The sequence below is a fragment of the Asticcacaulis sp. MM231 genome (genome assembly GCF_964186625.1).
In the GTDB taxonomy this organism is placed as follows: Bacteria; Pseudomonadota; Alphaproteobacteria; order Caulobacterales; family Caulobacteraceae; genus Asticcacaulis.
Genome location: NZ_OZ075108.1, coordinates 755,101 through 773,249 on the forward strand (window position 1 = coordinate 755,101; position 18,149 = coordinate 773,249).

General features: G+C 58.2%; 14 protein-coding genes, 1 tRNA gene, 1 other RNA gene and 1 pseudogene. 12 read left to right on the top strand and 5 right to left on the bottom strand.

All coding sequences use genetic code 11. The features are described from left to right. Positions 1–2 precede the first annotated feature (2 nt). Both ABQ278_RS03615 and ABQ278_RS03620 read left to right on the top strand, forming a co-directional pair. Positions 3–1,016, top strand: a complete 1,014-nt coding sequence (locus ABQ278_RS03615; RefSeq protein ID WP_349321250.1) for a hypothetical protein — start codon at positions 3–5, stop codon at positions 1,014–1,016. Beyond that, positions 967–1,263 carry a hypothetical protein gene (locus ABQ278_RS03620; protein ID WP_349321251.1) on the top strand — a complete coding sequence of 99 codons (297 nt, stop codon included), beginning with the start codon at positions 967–969 and terminating at the stop codon, positions 1,261–1,263. The genes ABQ278_RS03615 and ABQ278_RS03620 overlap by 50 nt, the downstream gene beginning before the upstream one ends. A gap of 345 nt (positions 1,264–1,608) precedes the next feature. On the opposite strand, the gene ABQ278_RS03625 is transcribed toward ABQ278_RS03620, so the two are convergent. Further along, positions 1,609–1,698: transfer RNA gene (locus ABQ278_RS03625), tRNA-Ser, on the bottom strand. Positions 1,699–2,103: 405 nt separating this feature from the next. Between ABQ278_RS03625 and ABQ278_RS03630 the strand changes: the two genes are divergently transcribed. The 4 genes from ABQ278_RS03630 (at position 2,104) to aguB (ending at position 8,233) form a co-directional block, all read left to right on the top strand. Further along, a complete protein-coding gene (locus ABQ278_RS03630; RefSeq protein WP_349321252.1) occupies positions 2,104–3,324 on the top strand; it encodes an OmpA family protein in 1,221 nt (406 codons plus the stop codon). A 311-nt stretch (positions 3,325–3,635) separates the two neighbouring features. Further along, positions 3,636–6,080: a TonB-dependent receptor domain-containing protein gene (locus tag ABQ278_RS03635; protein ID WP_349321253.1), complete on the top strand. Its 2,445-nt coding sequence runs from the start codon at positions 3,636–3,638 to the stop codon at positions 6,078–6,080. Positions 6,081–6,244: 164 nt separating this feature from the next. Then, positions 6,245–7,276, top strand: a complete 1,032-nt coding sequence (locus tag ABQ278_RS03640; protein ID WP_018081333.1) for an agmatine deiminase family protein — start codon at positions 6,245–6,247, stop codon at positions 7,274–7,276. A 75-nt stretch (positions 7,277–7,351) separates the two neighbouring features. Next, the gene (aguB, locus tag ABQ278_RS03645; protein ID WP_349321254.1) at positions 7,352–8,233 is read left to right on the top strand and encodes an N-carbamoylputrescine amidase; all 882 of its coding nucleotides are present in this window, start codon (positions 7,352–7,354) and stop codon (positions 8,231–8,233) included. A 3-nt stretch (positions 8,234–8,236) separates the two neighbouring features. On the opposite strand, the gene ABQ278_RS03650 is transcribed toward aguB, so the two are convergent. From ABQ278_RS03650 to ABQ278_RS03660, 3 genes are read right to left on the bottom strand one after another with little or no spacing between them, the layout of a single operon-like run. After that, complete coding sequence (locus ABQ278_RS03650; RefSeq protein WP_349321255.1) at positions 8,237–8,941, bottom strand: 16S rRNA pseudouridine(516) synthase; 705 nt, start codon at positions 8,939–8,941, stop codon at positions 8,237–8,239. Next, a complete protein-coding gene (locus ABQ278_RS03655; protein WP_349321256.1) occupies positions 8,938–9,996 on the bottom strand; it encodes a class I SAM-dependent methyltransferase in 1,059 nt (352 codons plus the stop codon). The genes ABQ278_RS03650 and ABQ278_RS03655 overlap by 4 nt, the downstream gene beginning before the upstream one ends. 45 nt (positions 9,997–10,041) lie before the next feature. Continuing rightward, a complete protein-coding gene (locus tag ABQ278_RS03660; RefSeq protein ID WP_349321257.1) occupies positions 10,042–11,676 on the bottom strand; it encodes an alpha-glucosidase in 1,635 nt (544 codons plus the stop codon). 232 nt (positions 11,677–11,908) lie between these two features. Between ABQ278_RS03660 and ffs the strand changes: the two genes are divergently transcribed. From ffs to recR, 4 genes and pseudogenes are all read left to right on the top strand, one after another. Then, positions 11,909–12,002: signal recognition particle sRNA small type (gene ffs, locus ABQ278_RS03665), an RNA gene on the top strand. Positions 12,003–12,171: 169 nt separating this feature from the next. After that, positions 12,172–13,998 (top strand): DNA polymerase III subunit gamma/tau, encoded by a 1,827-nt coding sequence (locus ABQ278_RS03670; RefSeq protein WP_349321258.1) that lies wholly within the window; start codon positions 12,172–12,174, stop codon positions 13,996–13,998. Then, positions 13,998–14,327 carry a YbaB/EbfC family nucleoid-associated protein gene (locus ABQ278_RS03675; protein ID WP_018081327.1) on the top strand — a complete coding sequence of 110 codons (330 nt, stop codon included), beginning with the start codon at positions 13,998–14,000 and terminating at the stop codon, positions 14,325–14,327. The genes ABQ278_RS03670 and ABQ278_RS03675 overlap by 1 nt, the downstream gene beginning before the upstream one ends. Positions 14,328–14,449: 122 nt before the next feature. Then, positions 14,450–15,053, top strand: a pseudogene (recR, locus tag ABQ278_RS03680) (recombination mediator RecR). A 490-nt stretch (positions 15,054–15,543) separates the two neighbouring features. Here the strand turns inward: recR and ABQ278_RS03685 are convergent. After that, the gene (locus ABQ278_RS03685) at positions 15,544–16,101 is read right to left on the bottom strand and encodes a VUT family protein (RefSeq protein ID WP_349321259.1); all 558 of its coding nucleotides are present in this window, start codon (positions 16,099–16,101) and stop codon (positions 15,544–15,546) included. An 83-nt stretch (positions 16,102–16,184) separates the two neighbouring features. Between ABQ278_RS03685 and rmuC the strand changes: the two genes are divergently transcribed. Continuing rightward, the gene (rmuC, locus tag ABQ278_RS03690) at positions 16,185–17,471 is read left to right on the top strand and encodes a DNA recombination protein RmuC (RefSeq protein WP_349321260.1); all 1,287 of its coding nucleotides are present in this window, start codon (positions 16,185–16,187) and stop codon (positions 17,469–17,471) included. A gap of 36 nt (positions 17,472–17,507) precedes the next feature. Beyond that, positions 17,508–18,041: a peptide deformylase gene (gene def / locus ABQ278_RS03695; RefSeq protein ID WP_349321261.1), complete on the top strand. Its 534-nt coding sequence runs from the start codon at positions 17,508–17,510 to the stop codon at positions 18,039–18,041. Positions 18,042–18,149 lie beyond the last annotated feature (108 nt).

Sequence of the window (18,149 nt, forward strand, 5' to 3'; positions counted from 1 at the left end):
CGATGAAAAAGATCGGGTGGCTTGTTCCCGCATTTTGGGCTTCACTTTGGCTTTGCAGCGGCATCGCACAGGCTGAGACGCAAATCTTCGATCCGGGCACCTATACGGCCTGGATTGATCTGCGTGTGGCTACCGCCGATGGCGAATTCGACTGGCTGGGCGGCGGCTTTGGCAAGCTCAGATATGGCAATGAAACAACCGCCATCATCGCTCAGGCAGCGGTGCTGTGGAAGCCGCAGTTCACCGATACCCTTTCGGGTTATATGCTGCTGCAGGGCGTGTCGGATGCCGAAGTGCCGCTCGGCGTCGAAGAAGCCTATATTCAGTGGAAACCCGTGCCGACCTCCGGTTTCCGCTATGGTGTGCGCGCTGGCCAGATGTTCCCGCCCGTTTCTATGGAGCATGACGGTACGGGCTGGACGCCCTCACGCACGATCACGCCCTCAGCCATCAACTCATGGATTGGCGAAGAGGTGCTGGTGCGCGGGCTCGAGGTCAATGCGCAGCAAACCTTTGGCGGACACAGGCTGGGCCTGACCCTGTGCGGCTTCACGCGCGATGATACGGCGGGCACGATACTGAGCTGGCGTGGCTGGGCGTTGCACGATATATCGTCGGCCGATAACAGCGAACTGATGTTGCCCGAGGGTAAAAATCAGGGCTGGTATCGCATTTTTCATGATCATCAGGCGGATCTCAGCCGGCCTGAGGTCGAAGTCGACGGCCGCCTTGGCTATTATGTCCGTCTCGATTGGAAGGCGCCGGCAGCGCTGGCCGTCAATGCCGAATTCTATGACAATCAGGGTGATCCGAGCGCGGCTCGTAACGGCCAGTGGGCCTGGGGCACCCGCTTTTATAATCTGGGCGCCGCTTATCGACTGACGGCGACAGATGAACTGCTCAGTCAATATATGGTCGGTCATACAGTCACCGGCTGGCAGGTCGGGCAGGGGCGTTATGTGGTGGATGTCGGTTTCGAGTTCGGCTTACGTGCTGTGGTCGCACAGGTGCGATAATGGCAGCCGCCTGACCGGGCGTTTTGATTATTTCGCCGCCAAGGATCATTCGCGACGGCAGACTGATGACAATAGCGAAACAGGCTATGCCGCCACTCTGGCCTGGCTGAAGCCCATGAATGATCACCTCGATGTCGCCGTCGAAGCCTTGCACGTGGTCAGTGATCGACCGGCACGCGCAACGCACATGCTGGCCGTTCAACAGGCTCAGACGCAGCTACAATTGGCGCTCAAGATGCATCTCTAAGTAGTGCGGGGCATAAGGTGTCTGCCCTAAATGTTATGAAGATTCGGTTTTTGCGTATAAATTGTGCACATTAAATAAGCATAAACTCGCGCGAATGATTCGCATATCTCGGTTGACGGGTGGGTTAATTCAACTCACGGGCTGCGGTGAGGGCGTGTCCAAACTTGTTGCTTCACGAATTTGCAGTGCAAAAGGTGGGTTATTTTGAACACACTCAGGCCAGTATAAAGGGCATCTAAAGATGATTTGCCAATAAAAAGCCTGTATTCAGATATTTCAGCGGTCAATGTACTGAAATGAAACAGCAAAGAGGCTCCTTGAAAACAAGGAGCCTTTTTAAGCTTATGGCGGAGAGGGTGGGATTCGAACCCACGGTAGGCTTCCACCTACGCCGCATTTCGAGTGCGGTACATTCGACCACTCTGCCACCTCTCCGTACAAGGGGGGAACCACGTAAATCCTTCTATTTCAAAGGATATTAGCGCCTGATTCTGGGCGGCTTGCGCTGCCAGGGTCGATCAGAGGGCGTGTCTCTACTGAAAGCTCGGACAAACCGCAAGCCCTTTTCCGCTCTTTATGAGAATTTTATATTGCGGGGTGGGGGTGCTATAGCTTTTTAATGGTGAAGTTTGACCTATATGCCGCTGTGTACGGCTTCAATCCGATAAGCGTGTCTTTCTGGTGTCAGTTCTCGCCAAAGCGGATAAAAAAGTGCATATTTCACGCCGAAATCGTATTTGGGTGCTATGCAAAACGGGTTCGGAAAGTTAAGAAGCTTTGTACTAAGGTTTCAGTCGAGTTGATCGACTGTTCGTTGGATGGCCATGAGAGGGCAATAACATGAAACACATCTTGCTGGCGAGCGCTGCTCTCGCTGCGATGGCGGTAGCGGGTTCCGCTGCTGCCGAACAGGCAAACGGTTGGTACGGGGCCGTTGACCTCGGTTACAACTGGAAGTCGGATTACAAGGGTCGTTCGCAAGGCTTGATGCCTGACGGCGGGCCTTACGTTTATGACGTGGCTACGGATGATGACTGGGCTGGCTTCGCTCGTCTCGGTTACCGTTACAGCCCGAACTGGCGCGTCGAATTCGAAGGTGGCTACCGCCCTGGCGATATCTCGTCTGCCCGCGGCTTCGCCCGTACCTATCCTGGCTCGACCGCTCTGGTCGACACCGCGATCTGCACCACCGGTGTGATCCGCGGCGCGGGTGATCCTTGCGGTTCGCCGAAGGGCTCGTTCGAGCAAACCACCGTCATGGTCAATCTGTACTATGACATCCTGCCAGAGTCGCAGTTCCATCCGTTTGTCGGTGCCGGTGTCGGCCTCGACAGCATCAAAGCAAAGATGCTCGGTCAGCTCTCCACGAGCCCAGCCGGTGCGGTCTCCGATCTTAGCCTGCAAGGCAAGGACACGGTTGGTGCTTATCAACTGCTCGCCGGTGTGGCTTGGGAGCTTTCCGAGCGCCTCAGCCTTGACGTGACCTACCGTTACCTGGACGCTGGCAAGGCCACGTTCAATGCAGGTATCCAGCCTGCTGGCACCTGGTCGCAGCCTGAGACCTTCTCCGGCAAGTTTAGCGACCAGAACTCTGACGGTCGGCCTGCGTTGGGCCTTCGGTCAGGAAGCTGCGCCTCCTCCCCCCCGCCGCCCGCGCCTGAGCCGGCTCCGGTCGTGGAAGCGCCTCCTCCCCCGCCGCCGCCCGCCCCTGAGCCGGTCAAGTACGAAGCTCGCGAATTCATCGTGTACTTCGAATTCGACAAGTCGGCCCTGACTGCGGACGCGCAATCGGTTGTCGCCGCTGCCGCTGACTACGCCAAGACCGGCAATGCCGCTCGTATCGTTGTCGTTGGCCACACGGATACCTCCGGTTCGGCCGCTTATAACATCAAGCTTTCCGAACGCCGCGCCAAGACCGTTGCTGATGCCCTCGCTGGCCTCGGCGTCGACGGCTCCAAGCTGGCTGTTGATTGGAAGGGTGAATCGGCCCCCGCAGTCGCCACCGGCGACGGCGTGAAGGAACCGCTGAACCGCCGTTCGACCATCGACATCACGTTCTAATAAGAACGCGTCGATCTAAGACACAAGAAACCCGGTCTGACATCGTCAGGCCGGGTTTTTTTCTATGCCCAAAACTCTTTCATGGGGTGTGTCCGGCCAATGTGACAATCAAGTCGCACTTGTTGCGTATGTGACGGCTGTCACAAAAACTTCGCAAGTTTTGTAAAAAAATCGACACATAAGCCGTTAAAAAAACGACAGCAAAATCATCTGACGTCGACAACGCGTGAAACTATCGGTTTGCGCGATGGGGCTCTGCGTCTCTGTGGGGTGGCTATGCTTTGTATTTTAATCTGGAGAGGGATACTCCCATGAAGCTCACGAAAACTATCATTTTGGCCGGTACGGCCTTGACGGCGCTCAGCGGCCTGTTCGCCGGCACGGTTGCCCTGGCTCAGTCGACCGCGACTGAAGAAGTCGAAGTCATCGTCAAAGGCGGCAAAAAGGGGCTGGGACCTATCAACAAGGAAACCGGCACAAAAACTAAGACCGCCATCGATCAAGCCTATATCAGCACGCAAACGGCTGGTCAGACGATCGCCGAAACGCTGAATCTGGCGCCGGGCTACAACTTCACCAACAACGACCCTTACGGCTCGTCCGGCGGCAACGTCCGTTTGCGCGGCCTTGATGGTTCACGTGTCTCGCTGACTATGGATGGCGTACAGCTCAACGACGCTGGCAATTACGCTGTCTACACCAACCAGCAACTTGATCCGGAACTGATTCAGTCGGCGACCATCACCACAGGTGCCACCGACGTCAACTCGATGACGGCCTCGGCTTCGGGCGGTACGATCAGCTATACCACCCGTAAAACCTCTGATACCTTTGGTGCCGAAGCCACCCTCTCGGTGGGCAGCTTCAACTATACCCGCCAGTTCGTTATGGTCAACACGGGCTCTTTCGGTCCTTTCGGCACGCAGGCCTGGTTCGCTGTATCGAACCAGAACTATGACACCTTCACCGTTGAAAAGCCTAACAACGCCAAGCTGAAGAAGCAACAGTTCAACTTCAACATCTATCAGCCGCTATCCAACGGCAGCTACTTCGGTCTGCGCGGCGATTATAACGAAAATCGCAACCGTCTTATCTTCAGCCAGAACCTGGCCAGCTTCGCCGCCAACGGTAAGTATTACAACAGTGCCGGCGCTGCCAATATCAACCCTTCCAACACCGGCAACCTGCGCGGTTACTCGAAGTGGATCATCAACGACAATTTCTTCTTCACTGTTGACCCGACCTTCCAGTCGGTTCTCGCCAATGGCGGCGGCACAGGTACGATTGCCGAAAAAGACGGCAAGATGACGGTCAGCAGCCGTACCTACTTCTACAAGGAACTGGCGGGCGTTGACATCAACAAGGACGGCGACGCCACCGACAGCGTCAGCGTCTACAACCCCAACACCACCTCGACCAACCGTTATTCGGTGACCTCGACCGGCGTTTACACCTTTAACCGTGGTGACGTGGTTCGCTTCGGCGCCTCGTTCGATCGTGGCCGTACGCGTCAGACCGGCGAAAGCACCTTGCTGAATACCGGCGGTACAGCGTTTGACCCCTTCGGCGGTCGTGATATCGAAAGCCTGCGCATCATCGGCAAGGACGGTTCGACCCATGAGCGCCGTCAGCGCTTCTCTCTGGCCAATGTCGACACCTTCTTCCTCGAATATCGCGGCCACTTCCTCGAGGACAAGCTCTTCGTTTCGCTTGGCGTCAAGCAACAGAAGATGGAACGTGACCTCAACCAGTACTGCTATTCGCCGGATGATGGTTCGGGCTCTTACGCTCCGTTCTGCACCACGACCGCGCCAACGGTTGATAATGGCGATGGCACTGTCAGCTTTGGCTACACCTACCTGATCACGACGAATGCCGATGGCGTCACCAAGACGAACCACACCAACTTTATCAAACCATTCCACACCACTGTCAGCTTCTCGAAGACCCTGCCGAGCCTCGGCGCGACCTACAAGCTCACCGACCATAACCAGGTCTATGTGAACTACTCCGAGGCCCTGTCGGCGCCGCGTACGGACAACTATTACGGCGTCATCTTCAAGGATGGCGAGGTCAAGGCCGCCAATCCGCTGCCGGAAAGCAACAAGACCATCGAACTCGGCTACCGCTTCACATCGCCGACCTTCACCGCTACGGCTGACGTTTGGGCGCAAAAGTACGAAGATCGTATCGTTTCCTCCTATGATGCCGACTCGGACAGCTATTTCGATCGCAATGTCGGCGCGGTTGACCTCAAGGGCTTCGAGGCCTCGGCCGCTTACGCACCGTCGTCCAAGCTGTCACTCTTCGGTGGCCTGACCTATACCGACACTGAGATTCTCGACAACTATGCGTCGGGCGCAACCACCACCATCGACACCAAGGGCAAGGCCTTGCCGGAAGTGCCGGATTGGATGGCCACGGCCGGCTTGACCTACAAGGCGTTTGAGGACTTCACGTTCAATCTTAACGGTAAGTATGTCGGCAAGCGTTACGCCACCGATTTGAACGATCTTGAAGTAAAGGCCTACACAGTGTGGAACGGCTCCGTGCGTTGGGATTTGCCCGGCGTGTCGTTCCTCAAGGCTGGCACCTATGCACAGCTCAACGTGATCAACATCACCGACGAGTACTACTTCGGTTCGATCAGCTCGACCACCAACGCCGTAGCCACGGCGACGCTCAAGGCCAGCGCGCCCTCATTCAACGTCGGCGCCCCTCGCACCGTCATGATGTCGCTCCACACAGCCTTCTAAAGCGATACGCATAAGAAAACAGAGAACGGCCCTCGTTTTTCGGGGGCCGTTTTTTTGTGGGAATGGTGGTCAAATCGGCAGGGCTTGTGCTAATAGCCCAATCACACAGCCGGCGCCGTAGCGGAATGGTTATCGTAGAGGCCAATCGGTAGGGAATATTCAGAATGACACGAAGTGTTCCAGCGGAATGGGAAGCGCACAAGGCTCTTTGGCTTGGCTTTCCCAGTCACGAAAACCTCTGGCAGGAAGACCTGATTCCGGCTCAGGCCGAGGTGGCCGCCCTGGCGCGCACCCTGTGCGAACTCGGCGATGAAAACGTCAAGCTGATGGTGATGGGCGAGGCGGCGCGTGCCGCTGCCGAAGAATTGCTGGGCGATATCAAGCGGCTTGAAATTATCGATGGCCGGTTCGGCGATATCTGGTTTCGTGATACCGGTCCTATCTATGTCAGCGATGATGCCGATGACGACGACATTCATCAGGCCCTGCCGATCAGCTTTCTCAACAATGGCTGGGGCGGAAAATATCACCTGAAACACGACGATGAGGTTGCGCTGCAAATCAGTCAGGCCGATGGCTATCCGCAAACCTTGCAGGATTTTATCCTCGAAGGTGGCGCGCTTGATCATGATGGTCACGGCACCGCGATCACCACGCGCCAGTGCCTGCTCAATCCGAACCGAAATCCCGGCTGGACGCAATCCCTTGCCGAAGAGGCGCTGTTCCAGTCGCTCGGCATCCGCAAGGTCATCTGGCTCGATGATGGCCTGCTTAACGATCACACCGATGGCCATGTTGATAATCTGGCGCGTTTCGTGGCGCCAGGCGTTGTCGCCTGTCCGGTGTCCTTTGGCCGCGAAGACCCCAATGCCGAGGTTTATGACGCCACGGCGCGCCTGCTCTCCACCCAGCATGACGCGCGCGGTCAGGCCTTGCAGGTGGTCCGCATCCCGTCGCCCGGCGAAATTCTTGATGAGGATGGCGAAATCGTTCCGGCCTCCCATATGAACTTCCTGATCGCCAATGATTGTGTGGTGGTGCCGATCTATGAGGACCGTCCCGGCGAACTGGCGGTGGAGGCCCTGCAAAGCCTCTTCCCCGAACGCCAGGTGCTCGGTCTGTCATCACGCGCCATCCTGACCGGTGGCGGTTCGTTCCATTGCATCAGTCAGCAAGTGCCGTTGATCAAGGCGTAATACTTCCCCTTCGCCCCATGTATGGGGAGAGGGTTGGGGTGAGGGGCCTCTTTGCTTCCTCTTTGGAGTAAACTCATGACCCGTACTGTTTCTGTCGCCGCCATCCAGACCTCCTACGGTTCGGACATGGCCGCCAATATCGCCAAGACCGAAGCCTTCGTGCGCGAAGCCGCCGGCAAGGGCGCGCAGATCATTCTGCCGTCCGAACTGTTCCAGGGTGAATATTTCTGCGTCAGTCAGGAAGAAAAGTGGTTTTCAACCGCCTTCCCGTGGCGCGAACATCCGGCGGTTCTTGCCATGCAAAAGCTGGCGCAGGAACTAGGCGTCGTTATCCCCACCTCGATCTACGAGAAGGAAGGCCCGCACTATTTCAATTCGCTGGTCATGATCGATGCCGATGGCACCTTGATGGGCGTCTATCGTAAAAGCCATATCCCCGATGGTCCCGGTTATCAGGAAAAGTACTATTTCCGCCCCGGTGATACCGGTTTCAAGGTCTGGGATACGAAATTCGCCAAGGTCGGCGTCGGCATCTGCTGGGATCAGTGGTATCCCGAAGCGGCGCGCGCGATGGCCTTGCAGGGGGCCGAAATCCTGATGTACCCGACCGCCATCGGTTCCGAACCGCACGATTCCGAACTGGATACCGCCGCGCCGTGGCAGCGTATCATGCAGGGCCATGCCGTCGCCAATGTCATGCCGGTGATCGCCTCGAATCGTATCGGCACCGAAAGCCTGATCTCACCGCAAAACGGCGCCGGTCAAACCTTCTATGGTCACAGCTTCATCGCCAACAACCGCGGTGACAAGGTGGCCGAATTCGGTGCGAAAGAAGAGGGCGTTCTGGTGGCCGAATTCGATCTCGATTACCTGAACACCCACCGCGCCGCGTGGGGCTTCTTCCGCGATCGCCGCCCGGAACTTTATACCGCGCTGGCCAGCCCGCGCCCGGCGTAGGCGTCACGGCTGTATCAGCAGCCCTTGCGCTTCTTCCGCGCTCAGAAGCCGCCATTTGCCGGGCTTGAGATCGCCAAGCGTCAAAGGGCCCATCTGGGCGCGGTGCAGGGTTTCGACGTGGTTGCCGACAGCGGCGAACATGCGCCGCACCTGATGATAGCGGCCTTCATAGAGCGTCAGGCGCGCGGTTTTTTCGCCGGTCACGTCCAGAAAAGCCGGCTTCAGCGCATCCTTTTCGTTTTCCAGAACGAGCGTACCCGCCGCGAAAACCTCGCCATAATGCGGTTCCAGCGGACGGGCGCAGGTCACTTCGTAGATCTTGGCGACGTGGTTTTTCGGTGAGATGATCTTGTGCAGATAATCGCCGTCATCGGTGAACAGCAGCAGGCCGGACGTGTCGGAATCAAGCCTGCCGATGCTGGATAGCACCGGCTTGCGCTCAGCGAAGCGCGCTGGCAGGAGTTCATAGACCAGTTGACCGCGATCCTTGAGCGAGCAGACATAGCCGGTCGGCTTGTGCATCAATAGCACCATGCCGAAATCGGGATCAAGCGGGCGGCCCTTGTAGCGGATGTCGGCGTGGGCCGTATCGGAATCGTCATCGAGCGGCGAACCGGCCGCATCGGTGATGGCGCGCATACCGATGAGCTTTTGCATCTCTTTACGCGAGCCATAGCCCAGATTGGCGAGCCGCTTGATCAGTTTCACTGGTCGTCCGATCCTGCGTAGGTCTTGGTCTTGCCCTTGGGGCCGACGGCGCGGAACACCTTGAAATAGCCGTTCTCGGCGATCGCGTTGACGCTCTTGAAGGCGACCTTCAGGGTTTCCTCGTAGGGCAGGTGACGATTGGCCACCAGCCACAACTGACCGCCGGAATTGAGCGCCTTGGCGGCCGAGGTGATGAAGGCCTTGCCGACATCGTGGCGGTCCGAGCGATCGGTGATATGGAAGGGCGGGTTGGTGATGATGGCGTCGTAAAGATCGGGTAGGGGCTTGGTGGCGTCGGCCCAATGGAAGCTGACGCGGTCGCCGTGCGCGGCCAGATTTTGCCGTGCCATGTCGAGCGCGCGTTTTTCCGCCTCGATAACATCCACATGCGTGATGGCCAGGTTTTTCGTCAGGACTTCATCACTGAGATAACCGAAACCGGCGCCGAGATCGGCCACCTTACCCTTGAGGTTGGTCGGCATATTATCGACCAGCAGCTTCGAGCCGGCGTCGAGATGATCCCAGGCGAAAAGGCCGGGGCGGCTGGTGAAGCGGCCATTCTCGATAGCGCGCGGCGCATCGAACTGCGCCCAGTCGGCGATCAGCTCAGCGTCGCGGCGATCATCGAGGCGCGCCCAGAAAACGCGGCACTTGTTCTTCGACAGGCTGCTGACATGGCCGGCCAGCGCCTTGAGATCGTTCTCGACCGTCTTGGCGCCTTCGTTGTTCGAGACGGCGGCCATGACAATGCCGCCGTCGTGCGTCGACAGTAGGGCGCGCGCCAGCAGGGCGCGGTATTCTTCGCGCTGACGCGGCGGCAGCACCAGGGTCAGGGGATAGGTTTCGCCATCGCCGTCATTGAGCGCGAAACCGGCGCGCTCCAGGATATCATGCGCCGGCTTGAAGCTCTGGTCACAGACGAATTTTTCACGCGGCATGTCCATGAGCGCGTCGCTCAGGCGGGCGCGCAGGAAGAGAATCTGGCCTTGCTCGGGCAGGTCGATCAACTCTTCAATGAGCGGCAGAAACAGGGTATCGGAAACGGGATCTTTCATGGCGCACGCTATCGCACAGATGCGCCGCAAAGCCAAGTATGGCTGTCAAACCTTATAGATCCGGGCTTCCCAGCCGCGCATAGGGCCGAAAGGCGAGGCGTAGTTACTCAGCACAGGTTCCGATTCAGCGTCGCTCTCGAAGGCCGTAACCTCAGCGGAAAAGTTGAGGTAGATTAAAAACGTCGTGTCGCCCAAGGTGCGCGTGTAGGTGAAAAGATGCGGATGCGCCGGCGCCGGATCGCTGTAATCGCCATAGATCAAGGCGGGTTCGGCGTGACGCAGGGTGATCAGATCGGTGTAGAAGCGATAGATCGTCTGGCAGGTTTCGGCATTGATCTCGGTAAAGTTCGGATTGAGCGCGAACCACGCTTGCCTGTTCGTAAAGCCGCCCTGCGCCGTCCAGGGCATCGGCATCCGTGCGTGATCGCGGCTGACCTTGTTCTGGTTGGCTAAGAAATCCGCTTCCGACCATGGGCCGTTTTCCACCTCATCCTGCCACGCGTTCTTCGTCCACAGATCGTTGAACTGGTCGATATGGGTGAAGGTGCGGTTGGTCAGGCCCAGCTCATCGCCCTGATAGATAAAGGGCGTGCCCTTCATGGTCAGGATCAGCATCGCCAGCAGCATGGCCGATTTTTCGCGCCACTCAGGTCTGTCATCGCCATAGCGCGACACGATGCGCGGATTGTCGTGATTGCTGAGGAACATGGTCGGCCAGCCGTGGTGATCGAGCGCCTTGTCCTGCCTTGTGAAGACCGCCTTGAGCTGCGGCAGGGTCCAGGGCTTCCAGCGGCCGTCGGCGCCGCGATCGACCTCAACCGCCGCGAACTGGAACACCATGTCGAGTTCCTGCCGTCGCTCGTCGACGAATTTCGGCGTATCCTGCAGCGTCACGCCGAAAGCTTCGCCGACTGTCATGACATCATAGTCTTGCAGTACCTCGGTGTTCATCTCATGCAGATAATCATGCACGTGCGGGCCGGTGGTATAGAGATATTGCGGCTTGGCGCGTAAGTCTTCCGGCAGGTTCGGGAAGGTTTTATCTTTGGAAATAAAAGGTATAACATCCATGCGAAAACCATCGACGCCCTTGTCGAGCCAGAAGCGCATGATGTCGTAAGCCTCTTCACGCACCTTGCGGTTATCCCAGTTGAGATCGGGCTGTTTCGGGTCGAACAGATGGAGATACCAGTCGCCGCCGGGACTTTGCGTCCAAGCCGGGCCTCCGAAGATCGACGTCCAGTCATTCGGTTTGCGATCCGACCAGATGTAATAGTCGCGCTTGGGATTGTTAGGTGACGACCGGCTTTCGACAAACCATTCATGCTCATCGGAGGTATGGTTGACCACTAGGTCGATGATCAGCCTCATGCCAGCGGCCTTGATCGCCGTCAGCAGGTCATCGAAATCCTGCATGGTGCCGAACTCGGCCCCTACTTTTCGATAATCACGGATATCGTAGCCATTGTCGGCATTGGGGCTGTCGAAATGCGGCGACAGCCAGATGACATCGATGCCGAGCCCCTTGATATGGTCGAGCTTTTCGATGATGCCGAGCAGGTCGCCGATGCCATCGCCATTGCTGTCATAAAATGAGCGTGGATAGACCTGATAGACCACGGCCTCCTTCCACCAGCGTTTTACATAGCCGTTCGGTGTGGTTTCGGTGGGCAGCGGCATGGGCATGTTTCCAGTCAGAATCAGTAAGATACCCCACCACCACGCCTCAAGTGAGGCGCGTCCCCCTCCCCAATAAAATTGGGGAGGTATAAGAAAAATAGTTCCCGCCTGCTTGCCGGGGAGGGGGACCATAAGCGAAGCGCAATGGTGGTGAGGTTTCTTACGTCTTAAGGGCTCAATCTGACCGCAAAAATCCCCTCTTGCAATGGTCACGAAAAATACGCATATAGGCCGCGAGACGGCTGGGCGGAGGCCTCGCCAACCTGGTCAGGGCCGGAAGGCAGCAGCCACAACGAATTCACCTTCGGGTCAGTCGTCTCACCATTCTGGTGCGCTCAAGCGCCGCGAGGCTCCTCGCATCGGCTCGGACGGGCCGTCGCCCTTGCCTCAATCGCCGGATGGCTTGGAATTTAAGCAAACATCACCATCTTCCTCCCTGTGGGCGAATCGCGTTTTATCGAAGACGCCTGTGAAGAAAGACGTTATAAATCCCGCATGTCCGAACATCCTGACCTCGATGATCCCTTTGCCGCCGCGGAAATAGACATTCCGGAGCGCGATGACGCCACCGATGACATGTTCGGCGGCGGCCCTGTGCCCGCACCCATCGCCGTGGCCAAGCCGATCGAGAAATCGGAGGCCTATACGGTCTTGGCGCGCAAATATCGCCCGCGCACCTTCGAGGATCTGATCGGTCAGGAAGCGATGGTCCGCACCCTGACCAACGCCTTCACCGCCGGCCGTATCGCCCACGCCTTCATGCTGACCGGCGTTCGCGGCGTCGGCAAGACCACGACCGCCCGCCTGCTGGCCCGCGCCCTCAACTATGAGAGCGACACGGTGCATGGCCCCAGCGTCGATCTGTCGGTCATGGGCATCCATTGCCAGGCCATCATCGAAGGTCGCCATATCGACGTGCTCGAACTCGACGCCGCCTCGCGCACGGGTGTTGACGCCATGCGCGATCTGCTCGAATCCGTGCGCTATGCACCCGTAGAGGCGCGCTACAAGGTCTACGTCATCGACGAAGTGCACATGCTCTCCACCGGCGCCTTCAACGCGCTGTTGAAAACGCTGGAAGAGCCGCCGCCCCACGCCAAGTTCATCTTCGCCACGACCGAAATCCGCAAGGTGCCCGTCACCATCCTGTCGCGCTGCCAGCGTTTCGATCTGCGCCGCGTCGAGCCGGAAACCCTCAATCCGCATCTCGAAAAGATCTGCAGTCTCGAAGGCGTGAAGATCGATCCCGATGCCGTAGCGCTCATCGCCCGCGCCGCCGAAGGCTCTGTGCGCGATGGCCTTTCCCTGCTCGATCAGGCGCTTGTGCAGGGCAGCGCCGGCGAGATCACCAGCGCCGAAGTGGTGCGCGATATGTTGGGTCTGGCCGATCGTGGCGCCACGCTGTCTCTGTTCGAAAACATCATTTCCGGCCAGATGAGCGAGGCCCTGCTGGCCTTCCGCACGCTTTATGGCTTCGGCGCCGATCCGTCGCAGATCATGGGCGATATGCTGGAATACGCCCACGCCACGAGCGTGGCCAAGATCCTGGGTGCAGACGCCACGCGCCTGCCCAAGGCGCAGGCCATGCGCGTCACGGCGCTAGGTTCTCAGCTTTCCGCCGGTACGCTCAGCCGCTTGTGGACCCTTATGCTCAAGGCGTTTGAGGAATTGCGCCGTGCGCCCGATGCCTGCGCGGCCTTTGAAATGGCGCTGGTGCGGCTGTGCTATGCCGCCGACCTGCCGGGGCCGGAAGTGCTGATGAAGCGCCTGCAAAGCGGCGAACCACTGGTGCCCAATGCGCCCGGCAGTGCGCCTTCCGGGCCGGGCGGCGGCGTTTCGGCGCGTGGCGCCACGGCGGTGCAGATGCGGCCCGTGCAACAGGCCATTCCCAATCCGCAGACCTTCGAGGAGGTGCTGCAACTGATATCTGACAAGCGCGATATCGGCCTGCGTGTCGATGTCGAGCGCTTTGTGCGGCTGGTTGCGTTCCGGCCGGGCGCGATCACCTTTGAACCCGCGCCCAATGCCCCCGGCGATCTGGTGCGCAAGCTGTCGATGAAGCTGCGCGAATGGACCGGCCAGCGCTGGCTGATCGCCACCGAGGGCGGCGGCGGTGCCGAAACCATCATGGAGCGTGATAGCCGCGAACGGGACGCTGCCAAGGCGCGCCTGCAGGCCAATCCTTTCGTGGCGCAAGTGCTGCAAACCTTCCCCGGCGCGGAAATCACCGCCGTTCGCGCCAAGCCAAAGCCCGTGGTCGTCGAGATCGAGCCGATTGTGCCCGAAGACGAACGCCCTGATATTGATAAGGAAAATGACTGATGGATTTTCAGGCCATGATGAAGCAGGCGCAACTGGTGCAGCAAAAGCTGCATGAGGCGCAGGCCAAGATGAACGCCAGCACCGTGCACGGTCAGGCTGGTGCCGGTCTGGTCAAGATGGAGCTGAAGGGCTCCGGCGACATGAGCGGCCTGACGATCGACGACAGCCTGCTGGTCAGTGGCGAGGGCGAGGTTTTGGCCGATCTGATCCGTGCCGCCTATGGCGATGCGCGCCGCAAGCTCGATGAGCTGAACACCCAGGTCATGCAGGAAGCCGGCAAGGATCTCGGCCCTGGTGGCGGTCTGCCCAACCTGCCGAAATTCTTCTAATCTATGTATAAGGTGCTCCTCTCTGCTTATGCCTCCCCAACTCGTCGGGGAGGGGGACCGAAGCGCTCTTGCGCTTTGGTGGTGGGGACACTTCCTTTCTTTTCTCTTTTTTTTGAGCCGTTCTGATGTCCGGCGCCGGGCCTGAAATCGAACGCCTGATGGCCCTGCTGTCCAAGCTGCCGGGGCTCGGCCCGCGTTCGGCCAGACGCGCGGCGCTGGCCCTGTTGAAACGCCGTGATCAATTGTTGATTCCGCTGACACACGCCATGCAGGACGCCGCCGACAAGATCGAATTCGTGCCGTATCTGCGGACGTCTCTCGACGCAAAATCCCTGCACCACCTGCGTCGATCCGATGCGCGATGAAACCATGATCTGCGTCGTCGAAGAGGACAGCGCCCTGTGGGCCATGGAGCGTGTTGGCGCTTTCACCGGCAAGTATCATGTGCTGGGGGGGCTTCTGTCGGCGCTCGATGGCATCCGGCCGGAAGACCTGCGGCTCGATAGTCTGATCTCGCGCGTGCGGTCGGGGCGGGTGCGCGAAATCATCATGGCCCTACCGGCGACGGTCGAGGGCCAGACCACCGCGCACTATATCGCCGACCGCCTCAAGGGCTTTGACAATCAGGTCGACATCACCTTCCTGGCGCGCGGCGTGCCCGTAGGCGGCGATCTGGATTGGCTGGATGATAATACCATCGCCCATGCCTTCAAGTCGCGCAGGTAATTCATGGATGTTTTCCTGGGAGTATACTGGCCCTCTCGGCGAGAGGCGCTTTCGGATTGTATAACCCGGGCAAAAGACCATTTTTCCTTAATACATGAGACCTTGGGGGATTATGCCCAATGGTATGCAAGAGGACGTAAGCACGTCCGCAAGTCAGATGTAATTGAATTCAAATCTGACGACGTGCTTCAAAATCTATTAAAAAAGGCGTGAACTATAAGGATATGCCGCGTGAACCTATTCCGGAACTTGGCTGGCGTGTCGGTTTGTGGAACGGAAACCTAGAGCAGCCGGCTGAGACATCATTCGATGTGGGCTGCTATGTCGAAAAGCGCATAGGGCTTGGAAATAATGCCCTTCTAAAACTGAAGAATATTCAGCTTGAACCGAGTGAACTGGAAGTTCTCCTGAGCGGGTTACGCAATCTATGGCAGGCTGAGAGGGGGCGTTTGGAAATCGATGGTGTTGTCCATACCCGATTTGACAAGCCTCAGGGGATAGGAGCTGCGATGGCAGCTTTTCGCTCCCGGTTTTTCATCAGAAGATAGACGATCACGCAGCCAAGCAGCTTGCTGAGGATCGAAGCGCCAATGGCCCAGATATTGAAAATGCCCGGAATAACCGTGGCCGCCATCAGATAAAACACGGTTGTATCTATCGGCGAGCCAACCGCCGCGGAGATAAAGACGCGCTTCGATAAGGGCAGTTTGAGGAAGGTAAACAGTCCCCAGTCGATGGTCTCGCTGATGCCGAAGGCGACCGCGCTGGCCATCGCAATCTCGGCTGGCGCCATTTTGAACGAAATGCCTAGTCCAATCATCAGCGGGATAAAGATCCAGTGGCCGATCTCGCGCTGAGCAAAATCACGCACCACCAAAACCAGCCCGGTGACGATAGCCAGCGGTGTCCATTCGCCGTGATCTGGCAGGGGAATGGTCGGCACGGCGGCATAGGCCCAGTTGATAAAAGGGATCAGAAACAGATAGAGATAGGTCCAGGGGGCGCGACCGGTGAAGGCTTTTCGCGCGGCGGCTTTTGCGTCGATCATTCTGGCCTCTTACCATTGTATACGCGAACTGTAGCAGCGAAATAGCACTTGCCAAGTTCGTTTCCGGAAGTTAGGAACATAGCATGAACATGTCAACCGTGAGTTTGCTGGTCGTTTTGGTGGTCGCCGCCGTTTTCGCCGGCGCCTGGTTTTTGTCGCTGGCCGAGGCGAAACGCCTGCGCGGCCGCAATGAAGATCTGTCGGATCGCCTGACCGATGTGACCGCCGAACTGTCGGCAGCAAAGGAACGCGCGCGCAATCTGGAAGACGCCAAGGCCGCCATGAGCGAGCAGTTCCAGCTTGTGTCGCATCAGGCCATGCAGGCCTCGTCGGATTCGCTGTTGAAACGCGCTGAGGAATCGTTTGTGGCGCGCGAAAAGCTGGCGCTGGAACGGATGAATTCGAGCCTCCAGCCTGTCTCGGAAACCCTGACGCGTTTTGAGGCGCAGGTGAAGGCGATGGAAGAGGCGCGCTCAAAGAACAGCGGCGAACTGGAACAGCAGATCAAGCAGCTTCTGAGCGCCTCCGATCAGACCCGCGAAGTGACGCAGAAACTGGCCAATTCGCTGCGTCGTGGTGCCGGCGTGCAAGGTCGCTGGGGTGAGGAAACCTTGCGCAATGTCTTGCAGGCGGCCGGTCTGACACGCTTCGATTTTATCGAGCAGCACAACCTCGATACCGACGAAGGCCGACGCCGTCCGGACGTGGTGGTGCGGATGCCGGGTGATAAATCGAATGGTGTCTTCGTTATCGATTCCAAGGTCAACCTGACGGCCTTTCTCGATTCGATGGATGCGCTCGATGATGAGGCGCGCGAAGCCGCCTTGCAGCGCCATACGCAGGGCTTGCGCGCTCATGTCCGTGATCTGTCCGGCAAGGCCTACTGGGATCAGTTCAAGGATCAGTCGCCCGATTTCGTCGCCCTGTTCATTCCGGGCGATGGTTTCCTGGCGGCGGCGCTCGACCGGATGCCGCAACTGATGAACGAGGCGATGGACAAGAAGGTCATTATCGTCACGCCCACCACCCTGTTCGCGCTGTGTAAAGCCGTGGCCTACGGCTGGCGCGTCGAAGACCAAATGAAGAATGCTTCGCACATCGCCGATCTTGGCCGCGAACTCTATGCCCGCCTGTCGGTGATGGGCGATCATGTTCATGGTCTTGGCGGGGCGCTTGGACGCGCGGTTGAGAAGTATAACGCGTTTGTCGGCTCGCTGGAAAGCAAGGTGCTGACTCAGGCGCGGCGCTTCGAAGAGCTACAGGTCGAGCATCAAGGCAAGCCCATGCCGGATCTGACAGCGATCGAAGCCCAGCCGAAGGTGGCTAACAAGTTGAAATCATTACAATCGGCTGACGAAGACCTGCTCTAGCTTGATTTTTTATCTCGTCAATATTACATCACGCCTATGGCCATACGCGATATCATCACCGTTCCGAACCCGCTCCTGAAGCAAGTCTCCAAGCCCGTCGACAAGGTCGATGACGCTTTGCGTGCCCTGATGGACGATATGCTGGAAACCATGTACGATGCGCCGGGCATCGGCCTGGCGGCGATACAGATCGGCGAACCGGTCCGTGTCATCGTCATGGACTTGCAGGAAAAGCCTGAAGGCGCTGATGAAGATGCCGAAGGGATCAAAAACCCGCGCTATTTCGTCAATCCTGAGATCATCTGGAAATCGGACGACACCCTGCCTTATGAAGAAGGCTGCCTGTCGGTGCCGGAAATCTATGACGAGGTTCAGCGCCCGGCTCACGTCAAGATCCGCTATCTCAACTATCATGGCGAGCAGGTCGAAGAAGACGCGCACGGCCTTTACGCCGTCTGCATCCAGCACGAAATGGACCACCTCGAAGGCGTGCTGTTTATCGATCATTTGTCGAAGCTGAAGCGCGATCGGGCGGTGACCAAAGTCAAGAAGCTCACCCGCGCCGCTTAGTCAACCCTACTGCGAGCATCTGCAAAGCATCATCTCCCTGCGATACGTTGCTCACGTACTTAAGTACGTTCCGCTACGTTTCTCGTGAGCTAATACTTTTCGATGGCT